12 protein-coding genes are annotated in these 14,817 nt (G+C 58.2%); 10 read left to right on the top strand and 2 right to left on the bottom strand.

Annotation, left to right across the window (positions count from 1 at the left end):
* The first annotated feature begins 101 nt into the window (after positions 1-101).
* The 4 genes from E5201_RS02640 to E5201_RS02625 all read left to right on the top strand — a co-directional run bounded on the left by E5201_RS02640 (position 102) and on the right by E5201_RS02625 (position 3,423).
* Complete coding sequence (locus E5201_RS02640; RefSeq protein ID WP_140984442.1) at positions 102-812, top strand: two-component response regulator ChvI; 711 nt, start codon at positions 102-104, stop codon at positions 810-812.
* The gene (locus tag E5201_RS02635) at positions 812-2,416 is read left to right on the top strand and encodes an ATP-binding protein (RefSeq protein ID WP_140984441.1); all 1,605 of its coding nucleotides are present in this window, start codon (positions 812-814) and stop codon (positions 2,414-2,416) included. Before E5201_RS02640 ends, E5201_RS02635 begins: the two co-directional genes overlap by 1 nt.
* A gap of 11 nt (positions 2,417-2,427) precedes the next feature.
* Positions 2,428-2,862, top strand: a complete 435-nt coding sequence (locus tag E5201_RS02630; protein ID WP_140984440.1) for an HPr kinase/phosphorylase — start codon at positions 2,428-2,430, stop codon at positions 2,860-2,862.
* Positions 2,863-3,018: 156 nt separating this feature from the next.
* On the top strand, positions 3,019-3,423 hold the full coding sequence (locus tag E5201_RS02625; RefSeq protein ID WP_140984439.1) for a PTS sugar transporter subunit IIA: 405 nt from the start codon (positions 3,019-3,021) through the stop codon (positions 3,421-3,423).
* A gap of 305 nt (positions 3,424-3,728) precedes the next feature.
* Here E5201_RS02625 and E5201_RS02620 read toward each other — a convergent pair whose 3' ends face one another.
* Positions 3,729-4,646 (bottom strand): flagellin, encoded by a 918-nt coding sequence (locus tag E5201_RS02620; protein ID WP_140984438.1) that lies wholly within the window; start codon positions 4,644-4,646, stop codon positions 3,729-3,731.
* A 10-nt stretch (positions 4,647-4,656) separates the two neighbouring features.
* Entirely contained in the window at positions 4,657-6,774 is a 2,118-nt protein-coding gene (gene flgK / locus E5201_RS02615) for a flagellar hook-associated protein FlgK (RefSeq protein ID WP_140984437.1), read from the bottom strand.
* Positions 6,775-7,214: 440 nt separating this feature from the next.
* On the opposite strand from flgK, the gene E5201_RS02610 reads away from it, so the two are divergent.
* The 6 genes from E5201_RS02610 to fliG all read left to right on the top strand — a co-directional run bounded on the left by E5201_RS02610 (position 7,215) and on the right by fliG (position 14,807).
* A complete protein-coding gene (locus E5201_RS02610; RefSeq protein WP_140984436.1) occupies positions 7,215-9,209 on the top strand; it encodes a flagellar hook-length control protein FliK in 1,995 nt (664 codons plus the stop codon).
* An 11-nt stretch (positions 9,210-9,220) separates the two neighbouring features.
* The gene (locus E5201_RS02605; RefSeq protein ID WP_140984435.1) at positions 9,221-9,883 is read left to right on the top strand and encodes a flagellar hook assembly protein FlgD; all 663 of its coding nucleotides are present in this window, start codon (positions 9,221-9,223) and stop codon (positions 9,881-9,883) included.
* 42 nt (positions 9,884-9,925) lie between these two features.
* Complete coding sequence (locus E5201_RS02600) at positions 9,926-11,401, top strand: flagellar hook protein FlgE (protein ID WP_140984434.1); 1,476 nt, start codon at positions 9,926-9,928, stop codon at positions 11,399-11,401.
* 171 nt (positions 11,402-11,572) lie between these two features.
* Positions 11,573-11,854 carry a CtrA inhibitor SciP gene (gene sciP / locus E5201_RS02595; protein ID WP_140984433.1) on the top strand — a complete coding sequence of 94 codons (282 nt, stop codon included), beginning with the start codon at positions 11,573-11,575 and terminating at the stop codon, positions 11,852-11,854.
* Between the two features lie 271 nt (positions 11,855-12,125).
* Positions 12,126-13,781, top strand: coding sequence for a flagellar basal-body MS-ring/collar protein FliF (gene fliF, locus E5201_RS02590; protein WP_140984432.1), 1,656 nt, complete (start codon positions 12,126-12,128; stop codon positions 13,779-13,781).
* Positions 13,782-13,784: 3 nt separating this feature from the next.
* Positions 13,785-14,807: a flagellar motor switch protein FliG gene (fliG, locus tag E5201_RS02585; protein WP_140984431.1), complete on the top strand. Its 1,023-nt coding sequence runs from the start codon at positions 13,785-13,787 to the stop codon at positions 14,805-14,807.
* Positions 14,808-14,817: the final 10 nt, after the last annotated feature.

The following is a 14,817-nucleotide window of genomic DNA, read 5'->3' as shown; positions in this document are numbered from 1 at the left end:
TAGCGTTGAAGCGCTTTCGGGCCTGATTTCAGCCTCTTTACCGCCGCGTTTTCGTCATGCAGATAGTATGTTAAGCTAAACAGTCATTTACAGGAGATTTCATGGCGCGCATTACCTTGGTCGATGACGACGAGAACATAGTCACCAGCGTATCCCTGGCGCTTGAAAGCGGTGGCCATACCATCGAAGCCTATTATGACGGCGCGTCCGGTCTGGCGGCGCTTGAGAAAAATCCGCCCGATCTGGCCATACTTGACGTTAAGATGCCACGCATGGACGGCATGGAAGTTCTGCGCCGCCTGCGCATGAATTCCAACCTGCCGGTCATCATCCTGACCTCCAAGGACGATGAGATCGACGAGGTTCTGGGCTTCAATCTCGGGGCCGACGACTATATGCATAAGCCTTTTTCGCAACGCCTGCTGCTGGAACGCGTCAAGGCTGTTTTGCGTCGCGCCGGTATTGTCGATCAGGGTGAAGCCCCCGAAGTCACCGAAGCCCTTAATGCCAAGTCGCTCAAGCGCGGCAAGCTGGTGCTGGACGCCGCCCGTCACGAATGCACCTGGGACGGCAAGCCGGTACGTCTGACGGTCACCGAGTTTCTGCTGCTGCATGCCTTGGCCCAGCGTCCGGGCTTTGTCAAAAGCCGCGACAACCTGATGGATGCAGCCTATGACGATCAGGTATATGTCGATGACCGCACCATCGACAGCCACGTCAAGCGCATGCGCAAGAAATTCCGTGTCGTTGACCCCGAATTTGACTCCATCGAAACGCTCTATGGCGTGGGCTATCGTTACCGCGAAGTCTGATGTCCCAAACTCAGCCGCCCCAAAGTGAGAGGCCCCGCGCTGAAAAACGCGGGCCACGCCTCGCGCTACCCTTACGCAATTCGCGTCTGGGGCGGCTGATCCTGTTTCTTAATGCCGTGGGTCTTCTGGTTCTGACCATCGGCTCACTGGTGCTCAACGAATTTCGTCAGGGCCTGATCGACACCCAGAAAGAAGCCCTGACCTCTCAGGCCGAACTGATGGGTGAGGTCATCGCCTATGCCGCCACTGATGGCGTTCCGGTGCCACAGCTTGATGTCGGCAGCGCCATCTTTGTCCTGTCGCGTTTTATTCCGCGCGAACAACGCGCACGGTTGTTTGACGCCGAAGGTCATCTGGTCAGCGATTCCTACACGGTGTCCGAAGGCGTCGATGTGCGCGACCTGCCGCCGATACCGGAAGACGGCGACAACAGGCTCGCCCATGACAAGCATTTTGAGCGCGCCCGTGAGGCCCTCAGCCTTGAGGTCGAGCAGGCCCTAACCGGACGCGAAGTCGCCACCGTCCGATATAATGAGCGTGGCGAACGGGTGGTGTCGGTCTCGGTGCCCCTGAAGCGCGTCAAGGCCGTGCTGGGTGTTCTGACCATCGAGGCCGGTGATGTCGACAAGATCGTCGCCGCACAACGCTGGGCCATGCTGCCCTTCATTCTCGTGGCCGTAGGCACGAGCATCTTCTCATCGCTGGTGCTGCACTGGCTGGTCAGCCGCCCGATCCACCGCCTGTCTGCCGCCGCCGACCATGTGCGTATGCAGAAATCCCGCGCCATCTCCCTGCCGGATCTTGAGGCGCGCAAGGACGAGATCGGCACACTGGCCCGCTCACTTGAATCCATGACCGACACCCTGTCACGTCGGATGGACGAAATCGACCGTTTCGCCGCCGATGTCAGCCATGAGATCAAAAACCCCCTGACCTCTATCCGCAGCGCCCTTGAAACCCTTGATCTGGTCAAGGACGACAAATCCAAGCTGCGGCTGCTTAATGTGGTCAAACAGGACGTGCATCGTCTCGACCGCCTGATCACCGACATTTCCAATGCCTCGCGTCTCGATGCTGAACTGTCACGTGATGCTCCGAAACCGGTGGACGTCCCTGCCCTGCTTGAGGACATTATCTCGCTCTATCAGCACATGCCGGCCGAATCCGGCGCACCGGTCATCTTTAATCGCACCGCCCTTAAGGACGGCGTGCGTGTCAATGGCCGCGAAGGCCCGCTCGGGCAGGTGTTCCGCAACCTGATTGACAATGCCCGCTCCTTCAGCCCCGAAGACGGCTCTGTGCGCATAAACCTGTCCCACAGCGATATGGCCCAAAAGCCTGCCCTGCTGATTTCCGTTGAAGATGACGGTCCGGGCATTCCGCCGGACAATCTCGAAACCGTCTTCCAGCGCTTCTATACCTCACGTCCCAAGGGCACGTCTTTCGGACGCAATTCAGGTCTCGGCCTGTCTATTTCCCGTCAGATCGTCGAAGCCCACAATGGCCGCATCTGGGCAGAAAACCGTCTGGATGATACCGGAGAGATTACCGGCGCGCGCTTTGTCATCTGCCTGCCCTTGCTGGGCGGCCCAACGCGCAAATGACCTCCCCGCAAATGAGTCTGACGCCAAAGACAATCATCGTTCATGCCACCACCATCGCCACCTTTATGCGCGGACAGTGGCAAGGCGTACTGATCATGGGCCCTTCCGGCATTGGCAAGAGTGATCTGGCACTCAGGGCACTTGATGACGGATTTCAGTTGGTCAGTGATGATTATTCCCACCTGTGGCTTTCGGGTCATCACCTTTATGCGCGCGCACCGGACACCATTGCCGGACGGATCGAAGTGCGCGGCATAGGTATTTTACCCCGCCCCTTCCGCCCTTTGAGCCGCATAAGCCTTTGTGTCCACTGTCAAAACACGGCACCTGAGCGCCTGCCGGAACCTATGGAGACAGTCTTCCTTGGAAAGTCCATACCCGCCTTGCGGTTGAATCCGCTTGAAACTTCCACCGTTTCAAAGTTGCGTGTGGCCCTTGGGCAGTAAACACAGCCCGACACTTGCGGACTTGGCAGGCACATGTTTTCGCCTTAAACCTTGAAATCTCTTTTTGCAGTGCAGTGCGTTTGCGCTATAATTGCCGTTTATGTGCCTGAAGTCGCCGTCTCTTAAGGGCGGATGTTTGAGGATAGTGGACTATATATGATTGGTCTTGTGATTGTTACCCACGGTAGACTGGCTGAGGAATTTGTTTCCGCCATGGAGCATGTCGTGGGCCCACAGGATGCAGTCGCGGCCATCTGCATTGGCCCGGATGACGATGTCGCCAAACGCCGTCAGGACATCCTCGACGCCACCTTTGCCAATGACAGCGGTGATGGCGTGATCCTGCTGACCGACATGTTCGGCGGCACCCCGTCCAATCTGGCCATTTCCGTCATGGAACAGACCCGCGCCGAAGTCATCGCCGGTATCAACCTGCCGATGCTCATTAAACTGGCCTCGCTGCGTAAGATTGAGCCTATGGCGGCTTGCGTCGCCCATGCGCAGGAAGCGGGCCGCAAATATATCACCGTCGCCTCCTACGTCCTGTCCGGCGCCAGTTAACCCAAAAAAATATACCTGAAATACAAAAAGACCCCGCCACTGAGGGCGAGGTCTCTTTCTGTTCACCGCGAAACGACGGTAAGATTTCCCGCAGGAAATAGACTTACTATCCGGCTTTCCGATGGCCCCGCGCGGGGTCTTTTACGTGGCTCATCTGTCGATTTCCACAACCCCATAATACGCCCGTTACAGCCTGTGGACAAGTTTCCCATTTTCACAAAACAGTGAGCGGTATCCGCTTCCCTCTCCTCTCCGGGGAGAGGGTCAGGGTGAGGGGGCCTGACGGGTGGTCAAAGACTCTAAAGCTAGCGCAACAGATCAAGCAACGACGTCGATTTCAGATTGGCAACAATCTGCGCAGACGCCTGAATGGCCAGATCGGCCTGCTCCAGCTTGACATAGGCCTCGGCCATATTAACCGCCGTCTTGTCAGAAATCAGACCATTGAGCGTCAGGCTCTGGTTATCAAGCGCGGTGATCGTCGTATCGACCTTCGCCTGATAGGAGCCATTCAAAGCCGTCTTCTGCACCATACCTTCATAGGCCTTGGTAAAGCTGGTCGTCAGGGTCTGGATATAGTCACGTGTCGCGCTATCCATCTGACCGGACAGGCCACCACGGGCATCGGCAAAGGCCTTAAGTTCACGAAACAGTTCCACCCCTTCACTGCCCAGTTCACTGGCCAGCATACCGGTCTGCAATGAGGTGGATGGATCAATCTTCGACACCTTTTTGACCGTGCCATTAACAAACGTCTCACTGACCGCAGGCGTCTCAAGCGACGACAGCGAGCCAAAGGCCAGTGGCGCGTCCCGATCCTGCCCGCCACCAAACAGATACTGGCCCTGATACTGAGTGTTCAGCCCACCGGCAAAGGCCGCATAGTGGCTCTCAAGCGTCGACATCAGATTATCGAGATTATCCGTCGCCAGCGCATCCATCAGGCTGTCGCGCGCACTCAGAAGTGCCTCACCGCTCTGCTCGAGCGCCAGATTCTGCACATCAAGCCGCGCCCCGACGCTCTTGGCCAGATCCTTATAGGTGTCGATAGACTTAGCGGACGACTGATAACTGGCGATGACCTCACTCTGACGGCCATAGCCACCGATATCCGTGGCGATCTTTTCCGTGCCAATCTGCTTGTTGACGTCCGCATGGCGAGACTGTGCCTGCAAAAGATTAAACAGGGCGCTGTCCCACATCTGTCCGGTTGATACCCGCATGGCCTATCTCCTATACCAGACCCAGCAACACATCGTACATATCCTTCGCCGCCTGTATCAGCCGCGAAGACGCCCCATAAGCCTGTTGGAAGGTCGTCAGTTTGATGACCTCCTCATCAAGGTTTACCCCCTGATAAGCTGACAAACGGTTACGCGCCTCATTGGCCACCGTTTGCGCACCGGTCATGCGGTTTTCGGCATTGGCCGCCACCGTACCGACCTGACCGGCCAGATTGGAGGCGTACTGGCTTAAGGTCGACAGGCCGCCGCCATGATAACCGGCTTTCGAGAAGTTGACGTTTTTCGAACCTATGGCCGCCATCAGACCGGCGCCTGAGCCATCCGACCCGACCAGAACCGGCCCCGTGGTCACCGACAACTTAACCTGCGCCAGCGCCAGATGGTTGGAATTATCCAGAATATGCGGATCAATCTGCAAATGCTGGGCACGCGCCGAAGCGTTCCCGCCTAGACCGAAAAATTCGCTCAAAGAAGCCCCGTTACCCAGCCGCGAGGTATTATCCTCGGCCACCCCCAGTTGATAGGCCGGTGACCCAAAGCCCTTGAAGCTTAAGACACCATCCGTATTCAACGAGAAGGTGCCATACCGCCCCAGACCACTGGTCGAATTGTTCAGGCTATTGACCAGATCGGTCATGCTACCGCCAGCGGGTATGGCAATATCCACCAGCGCGACACCATTGCCTTGCGCGTTCTTCACGCTGAAGCGCACCGTATCGCCTGCCGTAAAACCGTGGTCAGAGCCAGGCGTCAAACCCGTCGCATAGTTTACAGGCACATCCGCACGGATCAGGTCATTCAGGCCGAAATAATGGGAAAAACCTTTACCCGTCTTGGTCGACGGGCTGGCCGGATCTTCAGCCACCGCCACCCCATTGCCGCCACTGGCACTGAACGACAGCTTGCCGTCAGCAAACCCGATCGTGCCTGCGCCGCCCAGCGCCGCATTGATATCGGCGACAAAACTCGCCGGCGTGAAAGGCCCCGCCGCCACACCGTCAACTTCCAACTGGCCGCTGGTGAAATTGATTTCCACCTGCCGCACCAGATTACCGCTCTGATCGATGATCGCCAGATTGGTGGTGCCCGAAAAGCCCGCCAGAGCCTCCTCAAGCGTCAGATTCATCGCCTTACCCGTAAGGCTTTCCGGCGGCGGCACGGCACTTGAGGCATTGTGCGCGGCATTCAGTTCTTCGGCAAAGGCCGACATATATTCCGATAACTGATCCGATACAGCCACCGAGTCCCTGTCGCGCAGCTCCAGAAGCCCTTTAAGCTGTCCCGAACCAACGTGCTCGCTGAAATCCCGCGCCTCACCGTTTGGCCCCGTAGCAACAATGGCCTTGAAAACCGTATCGCTGGCCACAGGTCGGGTCGGATTATAGCTCAGGGTCACGGCCCCGGGTCCCGCCAGCACCGCCCCCGAAGGGGTACGTACCGTGACACTGCCGTCCGAATTATTGACGACATTGATATCAATCAGCTTCGACAGCTCATCAATGAAGTTGGCCTGTGAATTCTGCGCCCCTGTCCCGTCCGTACCACCGGCAAAGGCGCGGGCAATCGGCGCATTCAGGTCGCCAATGTTCTTGGCCAGAGAATTGATCTTATCGACAACCGAGGCAATCTCCCCCTCAGCGGTATCGCGCACCGACTGAATGTGCTCAGAGATACGCGCCCCTTCACTGACAAAGCTTTGCAGACCGCTTAAAATTTCCTGCCGCATGGCGGGTGATGAGGCATTTTCCGTCGCCCGCGTCAGTGACCCCAGAACCGTACTGCCGAGATTAAACAGGCTGGCATCATCCGTCAGATCACCGAACTGCGACTGTATCTGGTCAAACAGTTGATAAAAGGCCTGCGCCTGCGAACTGGCGGCGGTGGCCTTGAGCGCGGCACTTTGCAGATATTTGTTGGTCGCCAGCGTCACCTGACCACTGTTGACGCCCGCGCCCTGTCCGGAAAAGACCTGCGCCTGCTGACTGCCGACTTTGCGGATATAGCCCGGTGTATTGACGTTGGAGATATTGTCCGAGACGATGCGCAACTGGTTTTGCGCGTTCATCAGGCCGGACGTGCCTATATTAAAGATCGACTGGATCGACATATTCTATACCGGCTCCTGCCTGAGCGCATGAGATTCAGGCAAGACCTGCCTGCAACAGGGCAGATTTTGCCCGGTTGTTTTTTTAGCCGATAAAATTTTTCTGTTATATTTCAAAATCTTACCTGTAACGGCCTGCGCACAAAGTGAATATCAGTCCACAGGGTTTCAAGACTGATGCCACGCGCGCCCCTCAGGCCGAAAAATCGCCCACGGCCCTCTGCGGCAGCCTGCGGCCTACCCGGCAAATTTGATCCGGCGAAAGCGCTTTTTACCTAGGCACTTTGCGCCTTATCTAAAATTATATCATTAAATTTCAATGCCTTAACAAATGGCACAGGCCTTGCGTAGGCCGATGGTGATTGGACGCAAAAGGCGTTCACCGAATACAGAAGCCGGAACAATCCGGTCGGGCTGTGTCTTATTCTGCGAAGTTGACCCTTATGACGTCCGTCTTCCTGCCTCTGCCGGAACTTAAAGGCCCCACCGCCCCATTGACGGTGAGCGGTACAGCTGCGTCGGGTGAAACGTCGGGCGCATTCGCCAGACTTCTGGATACGGTATTGGCGGACACCGATACGCAGGCACAAACCCAACCGGATTTACCTGCCTTTACCTACATAGCGGCCACGCTCACCCTCGCACCGGATACGCACACCGCTCCGGAGCCTGGCGCAGAAGGTGAAACCCAAACCCTGATCTGGCCACCGGTACAGCCCGCTGCGGCCCTGTCCTCAGATGCCGCAATATCGGTATCGACACCATCAGTATCGACACCATCAGTATCGACTCCGGCTTCGGCAATCGACGCTCCGGCGGAGATGCCCCTGCCTGCGGGTCAGCCCACCATAAACCGCCCTGAAACGCTCGCCCAGCCGGTAACTCAGCTTGCGCAGGCGATCCAGACGCCGGTTACCGAGACGCCTCAGGCCGCTATGGCCAAGCCTGACCTCGCAACGCCCCGCGCATCCGTAGCGGCACCGGCAGACACCGCCCTTCAGGCAGCGCCCTTGTCCGTAACACCGTCGACACACAAGCCTGACCAAACCCCCTCTGTTCAGACCCCGACGGTCCAGAGCATGGCCCAACCCAGCACAGCCTCTGACGCCCCGGAACTAACCGTCAACGCGCCGTCGCTGCCCTTTGCCGACACGCTCACGCCACAAACCCCGCAGACCCCCGTGAATATGTCTGCGACCCCACCGGTTCAGTCTCAATCCCTTGCGTCCGCTGCGCCCGTCGTTCAGACACCTCAGACTAACGCGCCTCAGCCTAACGCGTCTGACAATGCCCCCGTTCAGGGCAGAGCCATCCCGGATACACAGGCACAGTCTGACATCGCATGGGCAACACCCTCTGATGCCCCTGAGCTTCAGGCCCCGTCACCGGACGCACCGCGCCTACAGTCTGCAACCGTGCAGGCTGATACCTTGCCGGTCAGAGACAGACCGTCAGTAACCGCACCCGCACCCAACATGGCTTCGCTGGACACTGACCTGACGGACGCCGCCCCTGATCGCGCACCGGTCACGCCCGCACCCGCTTCTGCAACCGCGCCTGAAACTGTGCCCGCCGCCGTGCAGGCTGCCCTGACGCCTGTGACCCGCCCCCGGACGCCTTTAACCTCAGCACCCTTGGCCCTCCCTATAGATACGGCTGACGATACAACGGACGGCGAAACCCCTGTCCCTGCGGCCACACGCGCAGAGGCACAGGCCCCCGCAGACACCAAACCGCCGCACAGTCCGTTGGGTTCTGCCCGTCCTGAGCCCACCCCTCAGACCACGGTCGCCCTTAAGGCTGAACCTGCCCCTGATGCGGCCTCGGCCATAGCCAAACCCGATACCGCTGCGCCTGAAACCACACCGGCGCAAAGCCCGACCCAGCTTCCGGCCACCCCGCCCACCGCTGAACTGTCAGCCCCCAGAGCGCCGCTACAGCCTGCGCTTATGACCGCCGCTCCACCACTGGCACCAGCCCCGCAAGGGTCACACCTGTCGTCCCATGCCGTGGAAAACATTGCCGCCTTAAGCGCCCAGATCACGCGCAAACTGGCCGGTAAGACCACGCAGTTCGACATGCAGCTTAAGCCCGCCGATCAGGGCCGCGTCGATGTGCGCCTTGAAATCAATGCCGATGGTAAGCTGTCGGCCCACCTGAGCTTCGACAGTCCGATCAGCGAAAGCGAATTCCGCGGCCGTCAGGACGAACTGCGCCGCCAGCTCGAGCAGGCCGGTTTCCAGCTTGAGGACGGGTCTTTAAGCTTCTCCTCGCGTGAGCGCCATTCACGTGACGGGCAGCACCCTGCCTTGCCTGTTAACGACACGGATAATGATATCCCCGCCCCTCTTCCCGTTCACAATCGCCCCTATGCCGGTGCGCCTGTCGACGGTCTTTATTCATCCGGACAGCAACTGTCCCTCAGTATGCTGGTCTAAGGAGCACCCCTATGGTTACCGCTGTTGGTAATAATGCCGCCGCCCCCTCCATGACTGGTGGCATGACCGGTCTGGCCTCGACCTATGAGACATTCTTAGGCCTCCTGACGGCACAGATCCGTAATCAGGACCCCCTAAGCCCAATGGATTCGACCGAATGGACGAACCAGCTGGTGCAATATACCTCGGTCGAGCAGCAACTTAAGCAGAACGAGCATCTGGCCACACTTGTGGCGCAAGGTGCCAGCAACTTGAACGCCGTCGTCGGCTTTATTGGCAAGAATGTTACCGCCGATATTGATGCGCAAACCTTCAAGGATCAGCCCCTTGAATGGAAATACGCGCTTGGCACCGCCGCCGAGACCGTTGACCTCAAGGTCACCAACAAGGACGGCACCGTCATCTGGAGCGGTTCCGCCGACGGCAAGGATGTGGGTGAAAACACCTTCGTCTGGGACGGCAAGGACGCGTCCGGCAAGACGGTGCGCGCCGGTGACTATACCTTACAGGTTACAGCCAAAACGGCAGGCGGCGCGGACATCAAATCTGCGGTCTATATGCGCGGCACGGTCGATGCCGCCGAATTCATTAACGGGCAATCCGTCCTGCGGGTCGGCATGTCCCTCATCCCCCTTAGCTATATCACCGGCGTCGAACAGGCGAAGGCGAGCTAACCTCAACATAATAAGAAATATCTCTGCGAAGGAGTTAATCTCATGAGTCTGAATGCTTCCATGCAAGCCGGTGTATCGGGTCTGGCCGCCAATGCCACCGCCCTGTCGGCGATTTCGAACAATATCGCCAACGTCAATACCACCGCCTATAAGCGCGTGCGCACTGACTTTTCGGCCATCGTCACTTCGGCGACCCAGCAACGCAGCTACAATGCCGGTGGCGTCAATGCCGCGACACGTCACGTCATCTCGAATATCTCCGGTCTGTCGCGCACCAACAGCGATCTTGATCTGGGCATTGACGGTCAGGGCTTCTTTGTCACCACACAGTCGCCAACGGCAACGGCCAATGACCTGCACCTGTTTACGCGTGACGGCTCGTTCACGACTGACGAAAACGGTTTCCTGAAAAACGCCGCCGGTCTTTACCTTCAGGGTTGGCCGGTAAACGAACTGGGCGCAGTCAACACCTCGTCGTCCGACTTCAATCAGCTGGCGCCCATTAAGATCAGCGACATCGGCGGCACCGCCGAAGCCTCAAGTGCGGCACGCCTGAGCGCCAACCTCAATGCCGCTCAGGCGGTTTCCACCGGTGGTGCAGCCTATGCCGCCGCTGTGACGGCTACGCCGCCGACCGCGCCGCTACCCATGTCGAAATACAATATCAACACACCCAATACACTGGCGACCACCAAACCCGACGTGGAAATCACCATCCCCGTCGCCGACAGCCTTGGCGGTGAGCGCAACCTGACCATGTCACTGGTCAAGATCGGTGCCAACCAGTGGGCCTATGAAATCTGGTCGCCGGACATCGTAAACGGTTCAGGCACACCCGCCGGTGCCGCCTGGGGTTCGGACACTACCAGCGGTAACGGTCAGGTCGCCAGCGGCATTCTGATGTTCGACGAAAACACCGCCAAGCTCGACCCGGCCAACAGCACCATGATTGTCGGCGGCACGACCTATACCGGCGCGACCTTTGGCAATGCCGAACTGGTTATCGGTGCCTGGGATGCCGGTGCCGGCGTGCGCTGGGGTTCTGACACAGGCGTCGCCGGTCAGGACATCCATATTGACTTCAACTCGCTGGGCACAGGCTTCACGCAGTATAATGCGTCCTCCGTCACCCATAAGGTCACCTCGAACGGTACGGCGTTTGGCATTCTCGATGAGATCACCATTTCCGAAACCGGCATGGTTACCGCCATCTTTACCAATGGCTCGACCCGCGACATCGCTCAGGTGGCTCTGGCGACCTTTGTCAATGCCGACGGTCTGGTGCCGGTCTCAGGTAACGCCTATCGCGTCTCCACCACCTCCGGCCCCTATGTCCTCAAGGTTCCGGGCGATAGCGGTTCGGGCCTCCTGAGCGTCGCCACCCTTGAAGCCTCAGCCGTTGACCTGTCTCAGGAATTTACCGGCCTGATCACCACCCAGCGCGCCTATTCGGCCTCATCAAAGATCATCACAACCGCTGATGAGATGTTGCAGGAGCTACTCAACATCAAGCGATAAGTATTAACAGGGATTAATAATGAATAACAGGCGTTACTTAAAGTAAATGACTTATTAACGTCTGCAAATACCGTCATTAGGACTTAATTTACTAAGGCGGTTAAGCGGATGTTAGATTCCTCATGCTAACTTGCTAATCAATGGTGATGGTAAGAAAGGCGTGAAAAAGTCATGCTGCAAGAAAAACGCCGCGATAGCAAAGGCGATACATACGTGATTGGACCAACCGGGGCAAAGCTGACCCTCTCCGACCTCCCGCCTCCGGGCACGGAGCGCTGGGTCATCCGCCGCAAGGCAGAAGTAGTGGCCGCTGTACGTGGCGGACTGCTGAGCTTTGAGGAAGCATGCGAACGTTACCGCATTACTTCCGAAGAGTTTATTGGCTGGCAAAAGGCTATTGATAGCCATGGCATGGCCGGTCTGCGCACGACCCGTATCCAGCAGTACCGCTAATACGGTTCAAAGGCGTAAACGAATCAGATGGCCCCGCCGCTTCCTGCGTGAAGAACGGGGCCATTTCTGTTTCTGCGAACCCTCAGGCAAACCTCAGGACTTACAGGTTCCTTGTTCCAGGCCCTAAGTCCCCGTCTTGTCTCCAAATAATCCGAAAAATTAACGCCCGTTAACACCTCGTTTACGCTTCACTGGGAAATTACTGCCTAGTGGATCGCGTCAGCCTGGTGGATGTGTGTCCCGTGCATGTGGATTATGGGGCTAAGCGGACGTGGATTCGTTTATCAAACAATTCGGTATAGGCCGTCTGGCGGCTATTGCGGGCGTCGCAATAGGCGTGGTCGCCGTGCTGGCCGCCGTCATGCTGAATATGGGCGGCAAGCCGCAATCCCTGCTCTATTCCAATCTCGATCTTAAAGAAGCCGCTGAAATCACCGCCGCCCTTGATCAGGCGGGCATCAAGTATCAGGCCAAGGGTGACGGCTCGACCGTAATGGTTGACCGCGATAATGTCGCCTCCACCCGCCTTATGCTGGCCTCAAAGGGCCTGCCGACCGCCGGATCGGTGGGTTATGAGGTGTTTGATAATGCCCCCGCCCTCGGTCAGACCGAATTTGTCCAGAACATTAATAACAAACGCGCCCTCGAAGGCGAACTGGCCCGCACCATCGCCTCCCTTAAGGGCATAAGTTCTGCGCGCGTGCATCTGGTCATGCCGCGCCGTGAACTGTTTCAGGAAGAAGCCGCCCAGCCTACCGGCTCAGTGGTCGTCGGCCTCTCCGGTCAGGACCTGAGCGGCGAACAGGTACGCTCGATCCGTAATCTGGTGGCCGGTGCCGTGCCGGGCCTGAAAGCCAGCAATGTGACCTTGGTGGACGACAAGAACCGTCTTCTGGCCGCCGGTGGCGAGGACGACCCGCTTCTTGGGGCGGCTGGTGCCGAAAAGCGCACCGAAATCGAAGAAAACCTGCGTCGTCGCGTTAAAGAAATCGTCGAAGGCGTGGTCGGTACAGGGGCCGCGCGCGTCACCGTGACCGCCGAACTCGATATGAACTCCATCACCCGTGAGCAGACCCAGTTCGATCCTGACGGTCAGGTTGTCCGTTCAACCCGCACCACCTCGGCCACCGATACCTCAACCGAGCCGTCACCCGATGGTCTGGTCACCGCCGAGGCCAATATCCCCGGCGACGTCAATGCCCAGCCCGGTGCCGGTGTGAACGGCTCCTCAAGCGATCAGACCGACGAACTGACCAACTATGAGATTTCCAATACTCGCACCACCGAAGTCATCATGCCCGGCGGCGTCAAAAAACTGGCTGTGGCCGTGGTCGTCGATGGCGTCCTGACCCCTGCCGCCGACGCCAATGCCGCTCCCACCTATGCCCCGCGCTCAGCCGAGGACATGCAGCGTCTTGATCAGCTGGTTAAGGCTGCCGTCGGCTTCAGTGCCGATCGCGGCGACACGGTCGAGGTACTGAACGTACGCTTCAGCCATGATGCCGCCGTGGCCGCAGGCGGTACCTCCGCCAGTGCGGGCATGTTTGACTTTACCAAGGACGACATCATGCGTGCCGTCGAGATGCTGGTGCTGGCGCTCGTCGCCCTGCTGATCATCTTCTTTGTCGCCCGTCCGATGCTGAAATATATCAATCCGGCCAATGGCGGTGGTCTGCGAACCCCTGCGCTGGGCGGGCCAGCTATCGCCGGTGGCGCAGCCCTTGCCGGCCCTACAGGCGACAATGCCGCCATTGCCTATAATGGCGATGCCAACCTGCCGAGTGAGATGGATTCACGCATCGATATTGCCCGCATCGAAGGTCAGGTTAAGGCATCCTCCGTCAAACGGGTATCCGAATTTGTAGACCGCCACCCCGAAGAATCGATCTCGATTCTCCGGTCATGGCTGCATGAAACCCAAGGATAGATCATGGCGCGTGCGAATGTCATTGATGATCCAAAGAAGCTGAGCGGGGCTGAAAAAGCCGCTGTGGTGATGCTGGCGCTCGGCGAAGAGCACACAGACCTGTGGGCACAGCTTGACGAAGAAGAAATCAAGGAAGTGTCTCAGGCCATGTCCGGTCTGGGCACGGTGACCTCAAACGTAGTTGAGGAACTGCTGGTTGAATTTGTGTCGGGCATGTCATCGTCCGGCACCATCATGGGCAGCTTTGAGCAGACCCAACGCCTTCTGTCATCCTTTCTTCCCGCCGATAAGGTTGACGCCCTTATGGAAGAAATTCGCGGCCCGGCCGGTCGCACCATGTGGGACAAGCTCGGCAATGTGAACGAGGCCGTCCTCGCCAACTATCTGAAAAACGAGTACCCGCAAACCGTCGCCGTGGTGCTGTCCAAGATCAAGGCCGACCATGCCGCCCGCGTTCTGTCGTCCCTGCCCGAAGACTTTGCCCTCGAGTGCGTGCAACGCATGTTGCGCATGGAACCGGTACAGCGCGAAATCCTCGACAAGATCGAACAGACCCTGCGCGTTGAATTCATGTCGAATCTGGCACGTACCTCAAAGCGTGACTCCCACGAACTGATGGCTGAAATTTTCAACAATTTCGACCGCCAGACCGAAAGCCGCTTCGTCACCGCGCTCGAAGAAAGAAACCGCGAGTCCGCCGAACGCATCCGTGCCCTGATGTTCGTCTTCGAGGATCTGGGCAAGCTTGATCCCGGCGGCGTCCAGACCCTGCTGCGCGCCGTGGAAAAGGATCAGCTGGCCCTAGCCCTCAAAGGCGCATCGGATGGCCTCAGGGATATGTTCTTCTCGAATATGTCCGAGCGCGCCGCCAAGATCATGCGCGATGACATGGACTCCATGGGGCCGGTGCGCCTCAAGGACGTTGATAACGCCCAGATGACCATGGTTCAGGTAGCCAAGGATCTGGCCGCCAAGGGTGAAATCATGCTGGCCGGTCAGGGAGGTGATGATGAACTTATCTATTAAGCTCGGCTTC

Source organism: Asticcacaulis tiandongensis (assembly GCF_006475605.1).
GTDB lineage: Bacteria > Pseudomonadota > Alphaproteobacteria > Caulobacterales > Caulobacteraceae > Asticcacaulis > Asticcacaulis tiandongensis.
Note: the sequence above shows the minus strand (reverse complement) of the source record. Positions and strands in the feature narration are given on the sequence as shown.

Coding starts and splice junctions, on each gene's coding strand:
- flgK (WP_140984437.1), bottom strand. CDS start 6,774: ATGTCGATCCAGTCGATCTTTAATATAGGCACGTCCGGCCTGATGAAC.
- E5201_RS02630 (WP_140984440.1), top strand. CDS start 2,428: ATGAGTCTGACGCCAAAGACAATCATCGTTCATGCCACCACCATCGCC.
- fliG (WP_140984431.1), top strand. CDS start 13,785: ATGGCGCGTGCGAATGTCATTGATGATCCAAAGAAGCTGAGCGGGGCT.
- E5201_RS02640 (WP_140984442.1), top strand. CDS start 102: ATGGCGCGCATTACCTTGGTCGATGACGACGAGAACATAGTCACCAGC.
- E5201_RS02635 (WP_140984441.1), top strand. CDS start 812: ATGTCCCAAACTCAGCCGCCCCAAAGTGAGAGGCCCCGCGCTGAAAAA.
- E5201_RS02625 (WP_140984439.1), top strand. CDS start 3,019: ATGATTGGTCTTGTGATTGTTACCCACGGTAGACTGGCTGAGGAATTT.
- sciP (WP_140984433.1), top strand. CDS start 11,573: ATGCTGCAAGAAAAACGCCGCGATAGCAAAGGCGATACATACGTGATT.
- E5201_RS02605 (WP_140984435.1), top strand. CDS start 9,221: ATGGTTACCGCTGTTGGTAATAATGCCGCCGCCCCCTCCATGACTGGT.
- E5201_RS02610 (WP_140984436.1), top strand. CDS start 7,215: ATGACGTCCGTCTTCCTGCCTCTGCCGGAACTTAAAGGCCCCACCGCC.
- E5201_RS02620 (WP_140984438.1), bottom strand. CDS start 4,646: ATGCGGGTATCAACCGGACAGATGTGGGACAGCGCCCTGTTTAATCTT.
- E5201_RS02600 (WP_140984434.1), top strand. CDS start 9,926: ATGAGTCTGAATGCTTCCATGCAAGCCGGTGTATCGGGTCTGGCCGCC.